Raw genomic sequence first — 19,173 nt, forward strand, 5'->3', positions numbered from 1 at the left:
CCGTGCGGTGCGAGGGTTTCGAAGTTCGCTGACTGCTTTTCGGCGTGGGGGTGTTGGGGCCTCGTGGCCTGACGGCCGTAGCGCCGCAGTGGGATTACTGGGGTCCGCGCGGGCGCGGCGGTGCGGTGGTCTCGCGCAGGACGAGACGGATGGGCATCTGCACATGTCCGGGGATCTCGGTGCCCGGCTCGTCGAGTTGCCGCAGCAGCAGCCGGGCGGCCTCGGCGCCCTGCCCGGCGACCGGTTGGGCGACGGTGGTCAGGCCGATCACGTCGGCGAGTTCGTGATCGTCGAAGCCGACGACGGACACGTCGTCCGGCACCTTCAGCCGGTGTCGCCGCAGGGCGCGCAGCGCGCCCATCGCCATCTCGTCGGACTGCGCGAACACGGCCGTAGGCGGTCGGGAGGCGGCCAGCAGTTCGGTCATGGCGCGCTCGCCGCCGTCGACGGTGTAGTCGCCGTCGGCCTCCAGTGCCGGATCGTGCGCGATCCCTGCCTCGGCCAGCACGTCGAGGTACGCCTGGCGGCGCGCGACGGGCGTGGTCCAGTGCTGCGGCCCGCTCGACCCGCTGATCATGCCGATCCGGCGGTGGCCGAGGTTCACCAGATGCCGTACGGCGCTCTCCGTGCCGGCCCGGTCGTCGATCCCAACCACGGTGAAGCCGGGACGGGCGCCTCCGACCGTGCCGGCCAGCGGCACCCCGAGTGAGCGCAGCGCGGCCGACTCGTCCTCGTCGGGAATGAGCAGCGACAGCACCGCGTCCACCCGCTTGCGGACCGGCATCTTGGTGAAGAAACGCTTGCGGGTCTCCGGCGAGCCCAGGTTGTACAGCAGGACGTCGTACCCCGCGGCGCTGAACACCTGCTCGGCGGCGTCCAGCACCGTGCCGAAGAACCAGCGCCCCACGTACGGGACCACGACCCCGATGGTGAAGGTGCGCCCGCTGGCGAGGCTGGACGCCGAGCGGGATGCCGTATAGCCGAGTTGCGCGGCGACAGCCGTGATCTGGGCGCGTACCTCGTCGGACACGCCCGGCCGGTCACGCAGGGCGCGGGACACGGTGGACGCCGAGACTCCGGCGGCGCGGGCGACATCGGTGATGCTGACCGTCACAGCGCATTTCTCCCGTCGGTTTCACATCGGTGTGATCTGTGGGTGACGTGACCGTAAACCCGGCCTCGTTGTTGCGCAAGCGTTTGCGTTCGGTTTTACTTGGGCCGATTCTTAAGCGATACCTTCTGGGTCCATGTTCAGCGCATGCGTTTGGGCGCTACGAGCCGACAGGAACTGTGCATGCGATACGCTCCGCCCGGCCTCTGCGTGAACGACTTCGCGCTGCTCCGCGACGACGACGGCGGTTACGCGGTGCTGCATCTGCAGGGCCCCTGGACGGCCGAGTTCGACCATTTGCGCATGGAGACCTCCTACGGCCGGGCCACCTCCACCGACCTGGTCGCCTGGCACCCCGAGGGCACCGCGTTCGGCAACGGCCTGCCCGGCCGCTTCGACCAGCAGGCCGTATGGACCATGCACCCGATCCGGCACGGCGACGGAACGGCGATGTTCTACACGGGCGTGAGCGGGCTGACGCCGGACGGCTGGCCGCTGCAGTCCGTCGGCCTCGCGTACTCGGACCGCACCGATGGCACAGGCTGGCGGCGCCACGGCACCGGGCCCGTCGTGGAGGCGGACGCCCGGTGGTACCGCACCGGTGAACGCATGGGCTGGCGCGACCCGTTCGTCGTACGCGACGACGAGTCGGACGGCTGGGTGATGGTCGTCTGTGCCGCCGACGCCGCCCTGCCCGTCGAGGCCGGCGGCTGTGTGGCGTGGGCGACTTCGGACGACCTGGAGAACTGGACGGTCCAGCCACCGCTCATCTCACCCGGCGACGTGGACGAGTTGGAATGCCCCGTCCTAGAACGACTCGACGACGGCAGCTGGCTGCTGCTCGGCTCGATCGGCGCGACCCGCGGTTTCGAGGCGTGGACCGCGCCCCGGCTGCGCGGGCCGTGGACCCGGCGTGGTCCGCTGGGCCCGACCGGCTCGTACGCCCCGCGTGTGATCACCGCCCCCGACGGCTCCCGTGCCGTCCTGCACACGACGCCCCGCAAGGTCGGCCTGACGGACTCCGGTGACCGCTGCCGGGGCATGCTGGCCCAGCCCAAGTCCCTTGTCGTGGAGGAGGGTTCGGCACCTCGCCTGGAATGGTGGCCCGGTCTGGAGACCTGGCTGCTGGCCGAGACGACACAGCCGACGCTCCACGCGGTCGGCGATGTCGAGGTCCCGGGGCGCGTCGAGGTCACCCTGCGCACCGGCGCCGACGGCCCCGCCCTCACCGTCGGGTGCGACGGCAAGAACCTCTGGGTCACCGGCCCCGCCGGCGTCGCGCTGGGCGAAGCCGTCCTGAACGAGCCCGCGACCACACTGCGCATCCTCACCGTCGGCGAGTACGTGGAGGTCTACGCCGACGGCGTCTTCGTCCTGACCACCCTGTGCTACGCGGGCCGTCCCACTTCCTGGACAGCAGAGACGGAAGGGTCGATCCGCACCGTCCCCGTCCGCCCCGTCCGCCTTCCCGCACCCGACCGCGACGACGCCTCCGCCGTCTGGCCCGGCCCGGCTCCGCACTGAGAGACCCCACCATGACGCCGACTTCCGGCGGCCTGCCCTTCCCCGACGGCTTCCTGTGGGGCGCCGCCACCGCCGCCCACCAGATCGAGGGCAACAACGTCAACAGCGACTGGTGGCACCGGGAGCACCAGCCGGCGGCGACGCCTGCGACAGCTTCCACCGCTGGCCCGAGGCCATGGACCTGCTCGCCGAACTGGGCTTCACCGACTACCGGTTCAGCATCGAATGGGCCCGCATCGAACCGGCCCCCGGTCGCTTCTCCAAGGCGGAGATCGCTTATTACCGCCGCATGGTCGACGGCGCCCTGGAACGCGGCCTGCGCCCCATGGTCACCCTGCACCCCTTCACCGTGCCGCAGTGGTTCGCGGAACGGGGCAGCTGGACGGCGGAGAGCGCGATCGACCTCTTAGAACGCTATGTACAGGCGACCGCACCGATCATCGCCACCGGGGTCCGCCACGTGTGCACCATCAACGAGCCCAACATGATCGCTCTGGCCGTCGCCTTCCGTGAACTGGGCACCGAGGTCGCGCCCGTCGCCGGCCTCCCGCTCCTCGACAAGCCAACCACCGACGCACTGATCCAGGCCCACCACAGGGCGCGTGCCGCCGTGAAGACGATCTCTCCCGCCATCCAGGTGGGCTGGTCCGTGGCCAACCCGGTCTACCCGGCCCTTCATGATCGGCCAAGTGGACGCACGAGCAGCGGATCCGGTCCGTCCAGGCGCATCAGGAACAGGGTCAGGATCCCGCAAGAAATGTGATGCGTACCTTTCGCTGAGGATTGTCCTTGTTCGTATCCACCACGCACACCGACTGCCAAGTCCCCAGCTCCAGACGCCCGTTCAGTACCGGCAGTGTCGCGTGCGGCGGGACGATCGCCGGGAGGACGTGGTCGCGGCCGTGGCCGGGGCTCCCGTGGCGGTGCTGCCAGCGATCGTCCGCGGGAAGGAGGGTGTGCAGGGCGGCAAGGAGGTCGTCGTCGCTGCCGGCGCCCGTCTCGATGATCGCGACGCCGGCCGTCGCGTGCGGGACGAAGATGTTGAGGAGACCGTCACGGCCGGCGGCGACCTCCCCCAGGAAGGCTTCGCAGTCGCCGGTGAGGTCGACGATCCGCTCCGCCGAGCCGGACGTGACGTTCAGGACTCGGGTGGTGAAGGCGTCTGACATGCCTCCATCCTCACCCCTCCGCCCGCAATCACTTGCCTTCGACAGCTCGTCCTGCGATACCGCTGGTCCACTCCGCGAGACACCATTGACCGTGGTCACGCCGGCTGGCTACTTTCTGCCACATGTTGCGTTCAGTTCTGCTCACCACGCGCGGTCACATCGACCTGCTGCGGGTGGCCTCCGCCGCGTGTCGCCGCGGCTGCTGACGCCTTCTCTCGCACTCTTCGCGCCTGCGTTCCGCCCTTCCCGTACGTCCGGTCCGCGCTGATCTCCGATCAGTGACACGCGGCTGACGCGGCGGCGCCCGGCAGCCCCCCTCTCATCGGCCGCTGTCCCCTCCGTGGAGCATCCATGAGTATCAGCCATGCCCCTCCCGGCCCTCTCGCACCCGATATTTCGCCGATATCGGGTGCGAAAGTCGCTCCCCTCGACCTCGAACCCATCGTCCCCACCTCATCCCGCCGCACCTTCGTCCCCCGCTGGCTGCGCCGCACGACCGGCCCTCTGCTCCTGCTCGCGCTCTGGCAACTCCTCAGCAGCACAGGCACGTTGACCGCGAACGTCCTCGCCTCCCCCGGCCGCATCGCCCAGGTCGCGGGCGATCTGATCGCCGACGGTTCGCTCGCCTCGGCCATGACGACCTCGCTCCAGCGGGTCGCGGGCGGACTGCTCCTCGGCGCACTCATCGGCACCGGACTCGCCCTCGTCTCCGGGCTGTTCCGGATCGGCGAGGACATCGTGGACGCCCCGGTACAGATGCTGCGGACCGTGCCGTTCGTGGGTCTGATTCCGCTGTTCATCATCTGGTTCGGCATCGGCGAGCCTCCGAAGATCGCCATCATCACGCTGGGCGTGACCTTTCCCCTCTACCTCAACGTGTACGCGGGCATCCGAGGCGTCGACGCGCAGCTGATCGAGGCCGGTGAATCCCTCGGGCTCTCCCGCTGGGGACTCGTACGGCACGTCATCCTGCCGGGCGCGCTCCCCAGTGCCATGACGGGTCTGCGCTACTCCCTCGGCATCGCCTGGCTCGCGCTGGTCTTCGCCGAGCAGGTCAACGCGGACTCCGGCATCGGCTTCCTGATGGTGCAGGCGCGGGACTTCCTGCGCACCGACGTCATCGTGGTCTGCCTGATCGTCTACGCCTTCCTCGGCCTGCTCGCCGACCTCATCGTCCGCACCCTCGAAAGGCTGCTGCTGCAATGGCGACCGACGTTCACGGGCCGGTGAGCCTCCAGGTGTCCGAGTCCCCCACGGCACCCGGGGCCGCGTCACCCAAGGCACCCCAGGCACCCACAGCGGCCGAAACGGCCCGGGCCAAGGCCCCCCGGCCCACGCAGGCCGTACGGGTCCAGGGGCTGACCCGCGCCTTCGACGGCCGTGCCGTCATCGACGATCTCCAACTGGACGTCCGCCCGGGCGAGTTCGTGGCGTTGCTGGGCCGCAGCGGCTGCGGCAAGTCCACGCTGTTGCGCATCCTCGCCGGGCTCGACCGGGAGATCGAGGGCACCGTCCTGGTCCCACGCCGCAAGGCGGTCGCCTTCCAGTCGCCCCGGCTGATGCCATGGAAGAAGGTGTGGCGCAACGTCCTGCTCGGCCTGCCCGGCAAACCCGCGCGCGCCGTCGCCGACCAAGCCCTGGAAGAGGTCGGCCTGAGTCACCGCAGTGACGCCTGGCCCAAGACCCTCTCCGGCGGCGAGGCGCAACGCGCCTCCCTGGCAAGGGCGTTGGTGCGCGAGCCCGATCTCCTGCTGCTGGACGAGCCGTTCGGCGCGCTCGACGCCCTCACCCGCATCAAGGCCCAGCGCCTGGTGGGCGAGTTGTGGCAGCGACGCGGCTGCGCGGTGCTGCTCGTGACGCACGACGTCGAGGAGGCCGTCCTGCTCGCCGACCGTGTCCTCGTGATGGACGAAGGCGTCATCGCGCACGAACAGGAGATCGACCTCGACCGGCCGCGCGACATCACCGACCCACGGTTCGCGGAGATCCGGGGCCGGCTCCTGGAGCGGCTCGGCGTCGACACCGCCGCCGAAGCCGTCTGAACTCCCCTCCTCAAGAGCCGGGTCGGGGCTCACCCACCCACAAGCCACGTGCCACAGAACGGATCTCCCATGCGACGCCGCCTCGCCCCCGCCGCACTGCTCCTCCCCTTCGCCCTCCTGCTCACCGCCTGCGGCGGGAACGCCTCCGCCGGCACCGGCAGCGACACCGACGGCAAGGGCTCCCTCACCCTCGACGTCGGTGACCAGAAAGGTGGTTCGGAGGCCGTCCTGCGCGCCGCCGGGGAACTCAAGAACCTCGACTACAAGATCAAGTGGTCGACCTTCACCTCCGGTCCACCCCTTCTGGAGGCCGTCAACGCCAAGGCCGTCGACATCGGCGGCGTCGGCAACACCCCACCGGTGTTCGCGGCCGGCGCCGGCTCGAAGATCACAGTGGTGGCCGCCTTCCACGGCACGTCCAAGGGGGACGCCATCCTCGTACCGAACGGTTCGAAGCTGACCGAGCCCCAGCAGCTCAAGGGCAGGTCGATCGCCGTGGCGCAGGGATCGTCGGCCAACTACCAACTGGTCGCCTCTCTCAAGGCCGCCGGACTCACCCTGAGCGACGTCAAGGTGAAATACCTCCAACCGGCGGACGCACTCGCCGCGTTCACCTCCGGCAAGGTCGACGCCTGGGCGGTGTGGGACCCCTACACTTCACAGATCCTCAAGGCCGAGCAGGGCCGCGTGCTCACCACCGGCGAGGGCGTGACCAACGGTCTGACCTTCCAGGTCGCGGCGCCCGGCGCACTGAAGGACACGAAGAAGGCCGCCGCCATCCAGGACTACCTGGAGCGCCTGCGCAGGGCCACCGCCTGGGTCTACGGCCATCAGGAGGAGTGGGCCAAGGTCTGGGCGAAGGAGACCGGGCTGCCGTACGAGGTGGCACTCGCGTCGGTGAAGCGCACCAACGCCAGCCGGGTCTCCGTCGCGGTCGACAAACCGCTGATCGCCTCCGAGCAGGAGATCGCGGACACCTTCACCGCGTTGAAGCTCATCCCGAAGAAGGTCGACTTCGGGGCCTTCGTGGACACTCGCTACAACGGCGGTCTCCCGCCCTCCACCACGCCGGCCCGCACTTCGGAGGGCTGACGGCATGACCGTACGACTCCACTGGTTCCTGCCCACGGGGGGCGACGGCCGCACCCTCGTGGACCGGCGCGCCGATCCTGGTGGCGGGCGGACGCTGAGAGTCCGGGAAGATCCGGGACCTCCGCACGGTTGGTAGAAACGTGAACAACACACGCGAGGTCGAGGTCGTCGTCATAGGCGCTGGTCAGGCGGGCCTGTCCAGCGCCTATCACCTGCGCCGCGCCGGGTACGAGCCGGAGCGCGACTTCGTGGTGCTGGACCACTCCCCCGCCCCCGGCGGCGCCTGGCAGTTCCGGTGGCCGTCGCTGACGTACGGCAAGGTCCACGGTATGCACGCGCTGCCGGGGATGGAGCTCACGGGCGCCGATCCGGAGCGCCCGTCCTCGGAGGTGATCGCCGAGTACTTCACTGCGTACGAGCGGGACTTCGACCTTCGGGTACGGCGGCCCGTCGACGTTCGTTCGGTGCGCTCCACGAGTGAGGGCACCGACGGGCGGCTGCTGGTCGAGACCTCGGACGGCACCTGGTCGGCGCGGGCGCTGATCAACGCGACCGGCACCTGGGACCGCCCGTTCTGGCCGCGTTACGCGGGCCAGGAGACCTTCCGGGGACGGCAGTTGCACACCGCGCAGTACCCCGGGCCCGAGGCGTTCACCGGACTGCGGGTGGTCGTGGTGGGCGGAGGCGCCTCGGGCACCCAGCACCTCATGGAACTCGCCCCGTACGCGGCCGCGACCACCTGGGTGACCAGGCGTGAGCCCGTGTTCCGGGACGGCCCCTTCACCGAGGACGTCGGCCGGGAGGCCGTGGCGCTGGTCGAGGAGCGGGTGCGGCAGGGGCTGCCGCCGAAGAGCGTGGTGTCGGTGACCGGGTTGCCGCTGAGCGACGCGGTCCGGCAGGCGATCGCGGACGGGGTGCTGGACCGGCAGCCCATGTTCGACCGCATCACCCCCGGGGGTGTGGAGTGGAACGACGGGCGCCGAGTCGATGCCGACGTCATCCTGTGGGCGACCGGGTTCCGGCCGGCCATCGACCATCTGGCCCCGCTGAAGCTGCGCGAGCCGGGTGGCGGGATCCGGGTCGAGGGCACCCGCGCGGCCGCCGATCCGCGGATCCACCTCGTCGGCTACGGCCCGTCGGCGAGCACCATCGGCGCCAACCGCGCGGGCCGTGCGGCCGTACGGGACATCAGGCGACTGCTGACGGCGGAGCCCGTCGCTGTCTGACGCCCCGTCACATCACCCCGGTGTCGGCGACTTGTGCCGACTCTTGTTGAACTCGGCCACGTTGCGCTGGTGTTCCCCGAAACTGTTCGTGAACCGGGTGTCCCCCGGCTTGACCGTCACGAAGTACAGCCAGTCGCCCGGCGTCGGGGAGATCGCGGCCCGCATGGCATCCTCGCCCGGGTTGTCGATCGGGGTCGGCGGCAGACCCATGCGCTGGTACGAGTTGTAGGGGCTGTCGATCCGGATGTCCGCGGTGGTCGTCCGCAGCGTGGAACGGTTCAGCGCGTAGTTGACGGTGGAGTCCATCTGCAACGGCATCCCGCGTTCCAGGCGGTTGAAGATGACCCGGGCCACCTTGCCCATGTCGGCCTTGTTCGCCGCCTCGGCCTGGATGATGCTCGCGATGGTGACGGCCTGGTAGACGTTCATCGCGTTGCGCTGGGCGCCTGCCGCGATGGGGGCACCGTTGAACTTCTTGTTCGCGGTGTCGACCATGTACCTGAGCAGCGCCTCGGGCGTCGTCCTCTTCCCGTTCTGCTCCAGTGGGTACGTCGCCGGGAAGAGGTAGCCCTCCGGGTTGCCCTCGGCGTCGTTCGGCAGCTTCAGGTGCACCTTGGCCATGGACTTCTTGGCGGTGCCCGGGGGCTGGGCGAGGGCCTTGTCCACGGCGTCGTAGACCTGCCCGGCCCGCCACCCCTCCGGGATGACCAGCGTGGTGGGCTTCTTCTCCCCCTCGCTCTCCAGGCTCAGCAACGGCACCGCCACGGCGGTGCCGGCCACGACGGCCCCGGTCGCGATGAGGGCGAGTCGGCCCCGGCGCGTCAGTCGAATCGTGCTCCGTGGCGGAGGGTTCATGTGCATGCGGGCACGGTAACCCGCATATCGTCACAAACCAGGCATATCTTCGGCTTGTCGGTTTCGGTTCAGCTGGTCGGTTCCAGCTGTGCGCCGCCACGCGAGGCTTCCGGCCGTACACCGTCGTACGCTTCCGGCTGCGCGTCCCCGTGAGCGGGGTCCCGTCGGGCGTCCCGGCGCACGAGCGCCGCGTACCGTCCGTCCTTCTCCAGCAGTTCCTCGTGCGTACCGCGCTCGGCCACCCGGCCCGAGTCGAGGACCACGATCTGGTCGGCGCTGCGGATCGTGGACAGGCGGTGCGCGATGGTGAGGGTGGTGCGGTTGGCCGAGAGTGCGTCGATGGCCTCCTGGACCGCGTGCTCGGTACGGGTGTCCAGGGCGCTGGTCGCCTCGTCCAGGATGAGGACGGGCGGGTCCCGCAGGATGGTCCGGGCGATGGCCAGACGCTGCTTCTCACCGCCGGAGAACCGGTGGCCGCGCTCGCCCACGACGGTGTCGTAGCCGTCGGGCAACGAGGCGATGTGGTCGTGGATCTGGGCCGCCCGCGCCGCCTGCTCGATCTCCTCGTCGGTCGCGTCCGGCTTGGCGAAGCGGAGGTTGTCGGCGACCGAGGCGTGGAAGAGGTACGTCTCCTGGGAGACGACCCCGATGCCGCGCGCGAGGGTGTCGAAGTCGAGGTCGCGGACGTCGACCCCGTCGAGGGTGACCCGGCCGCCCGTCACGTCGTAGAGCCGCGGGACGAGATAGCCGAGCGTGGACTTTCCCGCGCCGGTCGGTCCGACGATCGCGAGACTGCTGCCCGCGGGGACGTCGATGTCGACGCCGTCGAGGATGGGGCCCCGCTTGGCCTTGTCCTTGGCCATGCCCTTGGCCATGCCCTTGGCCTTGTCTTCGGCAGCCTCGTCGTGCTCGTCGCCGTCGTAGCGGAACTCCACGCTCTCCAGGCGGACCTCGCCCTTGACGCGGTCGAGGTGGACCGGGTTCTCCCGCTCGGTGATGTCGACGGGCAGGTCGAGGTACTCGAAGATGCGCTGGAAGAGCGCGAGTGAGGTCTGGATCTGGACGCCGGTCGACAGCAGGCTCACGGCCGGGCGGAACAGGCCCTGCTGGAGCGAGACGAAGGCGACGATGGTGCCGATGGAGATGTCGGGGCCGCCGGTCTGGAGGGCGATGCCCGCGGTCCAGTAGATGACGGCGGGCATCGCGGACATGACGATCCCGATGACGGCCATGCGCCAGCGGCCGGCCATGTTCGACCGCACTTCGAGATCGACCAGACCCTCGGACTCGTCGGCGAAGGACCTCGTGAGCGAGTCGGAACGGCCCATCGTGCGGCCCAGCAGGATGCCGCTGACGGAGAGCGACTCGGTCACGGTCGCGGCCATCGCGGCCATCTGCTTCTGGCGCTGGGTGACGATCTTCTTGCGTTCATTGCCGACCCGGCGGCTGATCCACACGAACACCGGGAGCAGAAGCAGTGAGACGACGGTCAGGCGCCAGTCGAGTGCGACCATCGCGATGATCGTGGCGATCACGCTGGTCAGGTTGGAGACCAGGGAGGTGGCAGTCGAGGTGACGGTGGCCTGCATCCCGCCGATGTCGTTGGCGATGCGGGACTGCACCTCGCCGGTGCGGGTGCGGGTGAAGAAGGCGAGCGACATGCGCTGGAGGCGGCCGTACACCGCGGTGCGCAGGTCGTGCATGACGCGCTGACCGACCGTCGTGGAGATCAGGGTCTGCAGGACGCCGAAGATTCCGGTGAGGACGGCACTGAGGACCATGCCCAGCGCGAGCAGGCTGAGCAGTCCGGTGCGGCCCTCGGGGATCGCCACGTCCAGCGTTTCCTTCAGCAGGAACGGGGTGGCGACGGTGACCAGGGACGAGGCGCCGACCAGCAGGCCGACGACGGCGAGCTTGGCGCGATAGGGCTTGAAGAGCTGGAGGATACGGCGCACCTGACGGGGTTGGTCGGTCGAGGTGCCGGGCGTGGGGGTCCAGTCGATGTGATCGCGGGGCATGGTCTCCTGCGGAAGGTGAGGTGGTGAGGACTGACGGAGCCTAGCTCATTGTTACCTATGCTCACAATGAATTAAGTCCTGTTATTGTTCCCGCATGACCACGCCCGATTCCGACAGTCTGCTCGCCGAGCAGTTGCTCAGGCTCACGCGCCGGGTGCACCGCATCCAGAAGCGCCAGCTGCACGAGCGCGGACTCGGTGTGACACCGGCCCAGTCCAGGCTGCTGCGCACCCTCGCGCACTGGGAGACCCCGCCCCGCATGACCGATCTCGCCGAGCGCCTGGAGGTGGTCCCGCGTGCGGTGACCACCCTCGTCGACGGACTTGAGGCCGGCGGCAAGGTACGCCGGGTACCCGATCCGGCCAACCGCCGAGTGATCCGCATCGAGCTGACCGAGGACGGCCTGAAAACCCTGCAGGGACTGCGGGACGTGCGCCGGGCCGCCGCGGAGGAGATCCTCACCCCGCTGTCGAACGAACAGCGAGCGGTGCTCGGCGGGTTGCTGGACGCGCTGATGGACGGGCAGTGCTGAGGAGTCGTCGCGAGAGCGGTCGGCAGGAGGGGGACGGCAGGCGCGTGGACCTCGTGGACCTTCATCGGCGACGACTCCGACCACGCTGTACGACAGCGCTGCGCGATACTCGTCCCGTGGAGTGGTTCGAGCAGGCCCGGGCAGCGGAACAGCTTCGGGATCGGGATGCGGCCGTCGCCTTGGTAAGCGCTCACGCCGAGTGCTGCTCGCCCGATCACCACATGCACGACAACCATCTGTGGCACATGGATCTACTCGCCCGCGCGGAGCGGTTCTCCGAACTCGCGGAACTCGCCCTCACGGATGTCCATGCACGTCGCAGACTCAACAGAGCGCTTCGTGACCGGGGGATGGAGGCGGCGCTGCTCAGCCGTGCCGGAAACGGTGACCGTGACGCTCTGTACGTCCTTGTTCGGCTTCTGTGCGAGACAGATCGGGCCCAGGAGGCCCATCGAGCGGTCCAGAACTTCGGCCCGGCGGATCAGTACGCGCACCAGATCGTTGCCCGCTTTCGACCGCCGTCAAGCGGTACGGAGCAACGCCCGACACTTGCTCTGCCGGAGCCGTCAGGACGCGGTTCGTGGTGTGGGTCGTTGGCCGAGTGGGTCGTTCGCGGAGTGGGTCGTTCGCGGAGTGGGTCGTTCGCGGGTGACACCGAGTTGAAACAGGCATCGGCCACCGCACCGTACGACCGGAGCGGTGGCCGCTGCCTGTTCCGGCAGGAGTGTCAGCCGACCTCGGAGACCGGGTCCTTGGCGGACTGAACCGGCGCGTCGACTTCCTTGGTCGGCGGAACCGGCGCGTCGACGGGCTCCCCCTCCGCCGCGGGCACGCTCTCGCCGTCGAGCACCCTCTTCACCTTGTCGATGTCCAGCGCCCCCTCCCAGCGGGAGACCGCGAAGACTGCGACACAGTTGCCGAGCAGGTTCGTCACGACGCGCATCGAGTCCATGATGCGGTCCACACCGAGGAGCAGGGCGACAGCGCCGGCCGGGATCGCGCCGAGCGAGGAGGCGGTCGCGGACAGGGCGAGGAACGCCGAACCGGGGATGCCCGCCATGCCCTTGCTAGTCAGCATGAGCACCAGGACCACGGTGATCTGCTGGCCCAGGCTGAGGTCGACCCCCACGGCCTGGGCGATGAACAGCGTGCCGATGGAGAGGTACAACGAGGCACCGTCGAGGTTGAAGGAGTAGCCGGTGGGCAGCACCAGACCCACGGCGTCTTCCCGGGCACCGGCCTTGCGCAGCTTCTGCATCACGCGCGGCATGACGGACTCGGTGGACGCGGTGCCGAGCGCGAGCAGCATCTCCTCGCGGATGTAGCGCAGGAACTTCCAGAGACTGATCCCGGTGAGCGCCTTGAGCGCGACGGCGAGCAGCGAGATGAAAAGCGCGGCGGCCACGTAGCAGAGGATGATCAACTTGGCGTACGTCTCGATGACGCCCAGGCCGTACTGGCCGATCAGGACGGCCATGGCGCCGAAGACCGCGATGGGCGCGAGGCGCATCACGAAACCGACGATCGCGAAGATGATCTCCTGTGCCTGCTCGATGGCGGGCAGCACCTGCGGGACCTTGGTGTGGCCGAGGTGCAGCAGCGCGGCGCCCACCAGGCAGGCCAGGATGAGCACCTGGAGCAGCGAGTTCTCGGCGAAGGCGCCGATGAAACTGGTCGGCAGCGCGTTGACGATGAACTCGGTCGTCGAGGGCAGGTGGCCGCCGCCCGTCTTGGCGTCGACCGCCGCGGAGTTGAGCGTCGAGGGATCGACATGCATCCCCGAACCGGGCTGGACGATGTTGGCGGCGAGGAGACCGATGAGCAGCGCGAGCGTGCTCGCGACCTCGAACCAGATCAGAGCCTTGAGCCCGATCCGGCCGAACGCCTTGAGGTCGCCGGCCTTGGCGATACCGACGACGACCACACAGAACACGAGCGGCGAGATGATCGTCTTGATCAGCCGGGTGAAGCCGTCGCCGAGCGGCTGGAGGTCCGAGGCGAAGCCCGGCCACAGCTTTCCGACGAGGATGCCGAGCACCAGCGCGCAGGCGACCTGCGCGAACAGTGAGGTACTCAATATGTGTGCTACGCGTCGCGGCAGGGACGGGACGGACTGCGGCACGGGCACTCCTTGAAACGATGGGGACGCGCAGAAGCCGAAAGGGAACCATCAGGACTTCTGCGATACGGAAAGCGGTTTCCGTGGCGATCACTTTGCGGGTGCCATTGATCTCGCACGAAACTGCAGTGTTTCGGCCAGGTAAATCCGCCCCCCATGTGACCCATCGCACACAACCCGGGACGGGGTTCTCGCCGCGGGCCCATCGACGCGTTGGAGATGTTCACCGGCCGACTGCGGACGGTGGCTTCCACCCGGCCAAGCGGGGTGTCTACGCCGCGCCGCGAACCGGACCTGCCGGTACAGGAGTTGGCGAGTTCCTGTCCCTCTCGGACAGGCGGACGGCCGAGACCTCGACGTGGTGCGGGCGGCCGGCATGGAGGAAGCCGATGACCAGTGACCTATGACCCATGACTCGTAACCCGCGTCAGGTCGTATTCGATCGACTTGACATAGAGGTCACGGGGATCGGGAACGACCGACGACTGGTAGGGCGAGTTGGGCCTCCCCCGCGATGGCACCTCCCTCAACGGCCCTATGCCTTCAGGTCTGTCCTGTCTCCCATCACCACCACGGGATGCCGGTCCGGATCGAGCGTGCGGAGCAGATACGCCATCGCCGTCCTGGACACGCTGACGCAGGCCGAGGTACCGCTGCCGTGGTCCATGTGCAGCCAGATTCCGCCCCCCTTGGCGTAGCCCTCGGGCCGGTTCTGGTCATTCGGCGGGGTGCCCTCGACGCGGTTGTAGTCGATGGCGACCACGTAGTCGAAGTCGTGCCGGTAGGGCTTGGGCCACCAGCGGGGCGCCGCCATCGCGGCCGACCTCGTGTACGGCAGCCTCGCGCCGGGGTCCGGGAGGGCGCCGCCCACGTCACTGAGCGTGAACACGCCGACGGGGCTGCGCTTGTCGCCCTCGTGGTGGTCGGTGGTCCAGCCCTTCTTGCCGTTGTGCGCGGGCCAACTGCGCACCCGGTCCCAGCCGGAGCCCTGCGGGGTGTAGAGCACCAGGGTGGCGTCCACGGAGTTCCTGCCGTCGCCGTACACGGCCACGACCTGACGGGAACCGGCGGGGATGCGGCGTTGGAGGCGGTCGCCGACGTCAGGGATGCGGTCGCTCGCGCCGGGGAGACGGGAGGGTTGGTCCACCGCGCCGCCGCCCGCCGGCGAATCCACGGCTTTGTCCGCTGCTCCGGTGTGCGTGCCACCGTCGGGTGCCGGGCCCTGACCACCGCACCCGCCCAAGAGCGCCAGCAGCACTCCCAGGAGCGTGACCGTCACCACGGCACGCCGTGCGCCTCCGCCGCCTCGCATCGCACCGCACCATGGTCGCACCGCGGTCCGGAGCAGCAGATCCGGAGGTGGCCGGCCCGGAGCAGGCAGATCCGCAGGTGGCCGGCCCGGACGAGGCCGGTTCAGACAAGGCCGGTCCGGACGAGGCCGGTCGGCAAGCCCAGCCGGACCCGTGCGTCGCAGCGGAAAACCGTTTGCTTCCGACCGTGTTCTGCCGCGAACCTTTCACGGTTTGCAGCCGCCGTGTGCGGCTCCCTCCCACCCCCCTGACACGAGCCACTGGGACGTCACACGTCATGCAGATCCAAGACCTTCCGTATCCCGACCCGGGAGTGCCGGACGCCCGCTCGGGCCCCCGGTTTCTGTGGTGGCTCTTCCGGAACCAACTCGGCGGACAGTTCAAGTCGTTGGCCTGGGGACTGCTGCACTTCCTCTCCGTCTCCGCGCTGCCCTTCTGCGTCGGCGTGGCCGTTCAGGCCGTCGTCGACCACTCCGGCCGCAGACTCGCCTTCGCCGGCGGTCTGCTGACACTGTGCTGTTTCGGCAGCGCGCTCGGCGACACCTTCCTGCACCGCACCGCCGTCACCAACTGGATCACGGCCGCCGCACGCGTCCAGCAGCTCCTGGCCCACAAGGCCGCCAACCTGGGCGCGGCGCTCACCCGGCGTGTCGCGGCCGGCGAGGTCGTCGCCGTCTCCACCGGTGACGTCGAGAAGATCGGCTGGTTCGTGGAGGCCTGGTCGCGATTCACCGCGGCGGCGGTCACCGTCGTCGTGGTCTGCGTCGGACTGGTCGTCTACCAGCCCACGCTCGGTGCGGTGGTCGCCGTGGGTCTGCCGGTGATGGCCCTCGCGGCACTGCCGCTGCTGCCTCGGGCGACCAGACGCGCCGACGTGCAACGGGAGAAGGCGGGCCGCGCCACCGAACTGGCCACCGACACCGTCGCCGGGCTGCGGGTGCTGCGCGGCATCGGCGGCGAGGAACTCTTCCTCGACCGCTATCGCAGCGCCTCCCAGGAGGTCCGGCACGCGGCGGTGCGCAGTGCCCGGATGTGGTCCCTGATCTCCGCGATCCAGGTGCTGCTGCCGGGGCTGCTGCTGATCGCGGTCGTCCTGTACGGCGTCCACCTGGCCCGCCAGGGTCGCGTCGAGGTCGGCGAACTGGTCGCCGTCTACAGCTCGGTGATGATCCTGACCTATCCGCTGCGGCACTTCGAGGAGATCGCCATGGCGTACTCCTTCTCCCGGCCCTCAGCCACCCGGGCCGCCCGGGTGCTGTCGCTGGAGCGGGCCACGTCCGCCGAAGGCTCGCGGGCCCTGGCGGGCGTACCGTCCGGGGACCTGTACGACCCGGCCACCGGTCTGCTCGCCCCCTCGGGCCGGCTCACCGCGGTGGTGTGCGGCGACCCGGACGCGGCGGGGGCGCTCGCTGAACGGCTGGGCGGTCACCCTTCGGACGCCGGTACGCCGGTGCTGCTGGGCGGGGTCCCGCTGGACGAACTGCCACTCGACTCGGCACGCACCGCCGTCCTCGTCCAGGACAAGGATCCGGTCCTGCTCTCCGGAACCCTGCGGGAACTGCTCGACGTGCCCGCCTCGGGCGATGTCGGCGCGGTGGCCGCGCTCGCCGCCGCGCAGTGCGCCGATGTGCTGGCCGCTCTGGTCCAGGGGTCCCTGGACGCCGAGGACCCGATGGACGCGCGCATCACCGAACGGGGACGGTCCCTGTCCGGCGGCCAGCGCCAGCGGCTCGCGCTGGCCCGGTCACTGTTCACCGACCCGGAGGTGCTCGTCCTGGACGAGCCGACCTCCGCCGTCGACTCGCACACCGAGGCGCGGATCGCCGAAGGCGTACGGGACTTGCGCGCCGGACGCACGACCGTGGTCTTCACCTCCTCGCCGCTCCTCCTGGACCACGCAGACCGGGTCGTGCTCGTGCACGAGGGCGAGGTGGTGGCCGTCGGCGTACACCGCGAACTGGTGCACAAGGAACCCCGGTACCGGGCGGTCGTGACCCGCGAGACGGACGAAGAGGCCGCGCTCGAAGACGTTCTGAACGAACTGGAAGAGATCGAGGAGACAGCATGATCGGCGTGGCGCCACCGGCGTACGATCCGGCGGCACCGACGACGGCGAACACCCTGCCCGTCGGAGCCACCGCGACCGTACGCGCGTACGTGGCCGAACTGTTCCACCGGCACCGACGTGCCTTCGTGCTCCTCGTCAGCGTCAACACGATCTCGGTCGTCGCCTCCATGGTCGGGCCCTGGCTCCTCGGCGATCTCGTCGAGCGGGTGACGGACGGGGCGCGTGAGCTCCATCTGGAGCTGACGGCCGGCCTGTTCGTGATCGCGCTGATCGTCCAGGCCGTGTTCGTACGGCAGGTGCGGCTGCGCGGTGCGATGCTCGGCGAGCAGATGCTGGCCGACCTGCGCGAGGACTTCCTCGTACGGTCGGTCGGCCTGCCACCGGGCGTCCTGGAACGGGCCGGGACCGGAGACCTGCTGTCCCGGATCACGACGGACATCGACCGGCTCGGAAACGCCATGCGTGAGGCCGTGCCGCAGCTCGCGATCGGCGTGGTGTGGGCGGCCCTGCTGCTCGGCGGACTCGTGATCACGGCCCCACCGCTGGCGGCAGCCGTGCTGCTCGCCCTTCCAACGCTCGTTATCGGCTGCCGCTGGTACTTCAAACGGGCGCCGTCCGCCTACCGCTCGGAGGCCGCAGGGTACGCGGCCGTGGCCGCCGCGCTCACGGAGACCGTGGACGCCGGACGGACCGTCGAGGCGCACCGGCTCGCCGCCCGGCGCATCGAACTGTCGGAGCAGCGGATCAAGGAGTGGACGGCCTGGGAGCGCTACACCCTGTGGCTGCGGTCGGTGCTGTTCCCGTGCATCAACGTCAGCCACGTCATGATCCTTTCGTCGGTGCTGATGGTCGGCGGGGTGTTCGTCCTCCAGGGCTGGATCGGGGTCGGCCAGCTGACCACGGGCGCTTTGATCGCGCAGATGCTGATCGACCCCGTCGGGCTCATCCTTCGCTGGTACGACGAGCTCCAGGTGGCCCAGGTGTCGCTGGCCCGGCTGGTCGGCGTCCGGGACATCGAGCCGGACACCGGGGACATGAAACTGGCTCCCGAGGGCCGGAACGTGCACGCGGACCAGGTCCACTTCGGCTACCTGGAAGGCGTGGACGTCCTGCGCAAGGTGTCCCTGGAGGTGGCGCCCGGCACCAGGCTGGCGCTGGTCGGCCCCTCGGGTGCCGGCAAGTCCACGCTGGGTCGCCTCCTCGCCGGGATCTACGCGCCCCGGGACGGCCGGATCACCCTGGGCGGCGCCGAGCTGTCCCGGATGTCCGCCGAACGGGTCCGTGAACACGTGGCCCTCGTCAACCAGGAGCACCACGTCTTCGTGGGCTCCCTGCGCGACAACCTCCTGCTCGCCCGCACCAACGCCACGGACTCCGAGCTCTGGGCCGCGCTGGACGCGGTCGACGCGGACGGGTGGGCGCGGGCGCTCGACGACGGCCTGGACACCGAGGTCGGCTCGGGCGGGCTGACCGTCACCCCGGCCCAGGCCCAGCAGGTCGCGCTGGCCCGGCTGGTGCTTGCCGACCCGCACACCCTGGTCCTCGACGAGGCCACCTCGCTGCTGGACCCCCGCGCGGCCCGCCATCTGGAACGGTCCCTGGCCCGTGTCCTCGAAGGCCGCACGGTGGTCGCGATCGCCCACCGGCTGCACACCGCTCACGACGCGGATGTCATCGCTGTCGTCGAGGACGGCCGTATCAGCGAACTGGGCAGCCATGAGGAGCTGGTCGTGGCGGACGGGGCGTACGCGGCACTGTGGAGGTCGTGGCACGGCTGAGCCTCGACGCGGCCGGGGACCGTCCTGGGCGACGGTACCCGGAGCGTCACCGTCCGACGCCGCCGCTTTCCCACCCCGGCGCCCCGGACCACGCCGGCGCCCCGCATCCCGGCGCCCCGGTCCCCGCCCGCGCCCGGGCTCCGGCGCTCATCCTTTGCCTGTTCCGTCGGGCGCGAGGGCCCCGTGCCGTTGCGCGGTGCCGAAAGAGGGTGGAAGGCTGGACAGCAGCACCGGCTCAGGGAGCGCCCGCGGACAGCACGGTTCACCGACGGGTGCGGCAAGTGTCCCGGGAGTCCGTGGCCCGCCCCGGGCCGTGCGAGGACCGCGTC

At 69.9% G+C, this 19,173-nt stretch carries 16 protein-coding genes and 2 pseudogenes; 11 read left to right on the plus strand and 7 right to left on the minus strand.

The window, feature by feature from the left end; translation table 11 throughout:
• Window positions 1–94: 94 nt before the first annotated feature.
• Window positions 95–1,114, minus strand: a complete 1,020-nt coding sequence (locus OHT57_RS06995) for a LacI family DNA-binding transcriptional regulator (RefSeq protein ID WP_328745167.1) — start codon at window positions 1,112–1,114, stop codon at window positions 95–97.
• 180 nt (window positions 1,115–1,294) lie between these two features.
• Between OHT57_RS06995 and OHT57_RS07000 the strand changes: the two genes are divergently transcribed.
• Window positions 1,295–2,635 carry a mucin-1 gene (locus OHT57_RS07000; protein WP_328745168.1) on the plus strand — a complete coding sequence of 447 codons (1,341 nt, stop codon included), beginning with the start codon at window positions 1,295–1,297 and terminating at the stop codon, window positions 2,633–2,635.
• An 11-nt stretch (window positions 2,636–2,646) separates the two neighbouring features.
• Window positions 2,647–3,311: pseudogene (locus OHT57_RS07005) on the plus strand (family 1 glycosylhydrolase); the annotation flags it as partial.
• A gap of 64 nt (window positions 3,312–3,375) precedes the next feature.
• Here the strand turns inward: OHT57_RS07005 and OHT57_RS07010 are convergent.
• Entirely contained in the window at window positions 3,376–3,804 is a 429-nt protein-coding gene (locus tag OHT57_RS07010) for a YjbQ family protein (RefSeq protein WP_328745169.1), read from the minus strand.
• Between the two features lie 122 nt (window positions 3,805–3,926).
• Between OHT57_RS07010 and OHT57_RS47400 the strand changes: the two genes are divergently transcribed.
• From OHT57_RS47400 to OHT57_RS07030, 6 genes and pseudogenes are all read left to right on the plus strand, one after another.
• Entirely contained in the window at window positions 3,927–4,010 is an 84-nt protein-coding gene (locus OHT57_RS47400; protein WP_350495123.1) for a putative leader peptide, read from the plus strand.
• Window positions 4,011–4,155: 145 nt separating this feature from the next.
• Window positions 4,156–5,034, plus strand: a complete 879-nt coding sequence (locus tag OHT57_RS07015) for an ABC transporter permease (RefSeq protein WP_328745170.1) — start codon at window positions 4,156–4,158, stop codon at window positions 5,032–5,034.
• Window positions 5,007–5,846 carry an ABC transporter ATP-binding protein gene (locus OHT57_RS07020; RefSeq protein ID WP_328745171.1) on the plus strand — a complete coding sequence of 280 codons (840 nt, stop codon included), beginning with the start codon at window positions 5,007–5,009 and terminating at the stop codon, window positions 5,844–5,846. The genes OHT57_RS07015 and OHT57_RS07020 overlap by 28 nt, the downstream gene beginning before the upstream one ends.
• Before the next feature lie 69 nt (window positions 5,847–5,915).
• A complete protein-coding gene (locus OHT57_RS07025; RefSeq protein WP_328745172.1) occupies window positions 5,916–6,938 on the plus strand; it encodes an ABC transporter substrate-binding protein in 1,023 nt (340 codons plus the stop codon).
• A 4-nt stretch (window positions 6,939–6,942) separates the two neighbouring features.
• Window positions 6,943–7,026 (plus strand): annotated as a pseudogene (locus OHT57_RS47405) (LLM class flavin-dependent oxidoreductase); the annotation flags it as partial.
• A gap of 52 nt (window positions 7,027–7,078) precedes the next feature.
• Window positions 7,079–8,164 carry an NAD(P)-binding domain-containing protein gene (locus OHT57_RS07030; protein ID WP_328745173.1) on the plus strand — a complete coding sequence of 362 codons (1,086 nt, stop codon included), beginning with the start codon at window positions 7,079–7,081 and terminating at the stop codon, window positions 8,162–8,164.
• 12 nt (window positions 8,165–8,176) lie between these two features.
• Here OHT57_RS07030 and mltG read toward each other — a convergent pair whose 3' ends face one another.
• Both mltG and OHT57_RS07040 read right to left on the minus strand, forming a co-directional pair.
• The gene (gene mltG / locus OHT57_RS07035) at window positions 8,177–9,025 is read right to left on the minus strand and encodes an endolytic transglycosylase MltG (protein WP_328745174.1); all 849 of its coding nucleotides are present in this window, start codon (window positions 9,023–9,025) and stop codon (window positions 8,177–8,179) included.
• A gap of 62 nt (window positions 9,026–9,087) precedes the next feature.
• Complete coding sequence (locus OHT57_RS07040) at window positions 9,088–11,037, minus strand: ABC transporter ATP-binding protein (protein WP_328745175.1); 1,950 nt, start codon at window positions 11,035–11,037, stop codon at window positions 9,088–9,090.
• A 94-nt stretch (window positions 11,038–11,131) separates the two neighbouring features.
• Between OHT57_RS07040 and OHT57_RS07045 the strand changes: the two genes are divergently transcribed.
• Complete coding sequence (locus OHT57_RS07045; protein WP_328745176.1) at window positions 11,132–11,569, plus strand: MarR family winged helix-turn-helix transcriptional regulator; 438 nt, start codon at window positions 11,132–11,134, stop codon at window positions 11,567–11,569.
• Window positions 11,570–11,820: 251 nt separating this feature from the next.
• Here the strand turns inward: OHT57_RS07045 and OHT57_RS07050 are convergent, their stop codons facing one another.
• From OHT57_RS07050 to OHT57_RS07060, 3 genes are all read right to left on the minus strand, one after another.
• Window positions 11,821–12,063 (minus strand): hypothetical protein, encoded by a 243-nt coding sequence (locus OHT57_RS07050; protein ID WP_328745177.1) that lies wholly within the window; start codon window positions 12,061–12,063, stop codon window positions 11,821–11,823.
• Window positions 12,064–12,296: 233 nt separating this feature from the next.
• The gene (locus OHT57_RS07055; RefSeq protein ID WP_328745178.1) at window positions 12,297–13,691 is read right to left on the minus strand and encodes a cation:dicarboxylate symporter family transporter; all 1,395 of its coding nucleotides are present in this window, start codon (window positions 13,689–13,691) and stop codon (window positions 12,297–12,299) included.
• 532 nt (window positions 13,692–14,223) lie between these two features.
• Window positions 14,224–15,000 carry a L,D-transpeptidase family protein gene (locus OHT57_RS07060; protein ID WP_328745179.1) on the minus strand — a complete coding sequence of 259 codons (777 nt, stop codon included), beginning with the start codon at window positions 14,998–15,000 and terminating at the stop codon, window positions 14,224–14,226.
• A 275-nt stretch (window positions 15,001–15,275) separates the two neighbouring features.
• Between OHT57_RS07060 and OHT57_RS07065 the strand changes: the two genes are divergently transcribed.
• Complete coding sequence (locus OHT57_RS07065; protein ID WP_328745180.1) at window positions 15,276–17,066, plus strand: ABC transporter ATP-binding protein; 1,791 nt, start codon at window positions 15,276–15,278, stop codon at window positions 17,064–17,066.
• On the plus strand, window positions 17,063–18,844 hold the full coding sequence (locus OHT57_RS07070) for an ABC transporter ATP-binding protein (RefSeq protein ID WP_328745181.1): 1,782 nt from the start codon (window positions 17,063–17,065) through the stop codon (window positions 18,842–18,844). The genes OHT57_RS07065 and OHT57_RS07070 overlap by 4 nt, the downstream gene beginning before the upstream one ends.
• The last annotated feature ends 329 nt before the right edge of the window (window positions 18,845–19,173 follow it).

This window comes from Streptomyces sp. NBC_00285 (genome assembly GCF_036174265.1).
Taxonomy (GTDB): Bacteria; Actinomycetota; Actinomycetes; order Streptomycetales; family Streptomycetaceae; genus Streptomyces.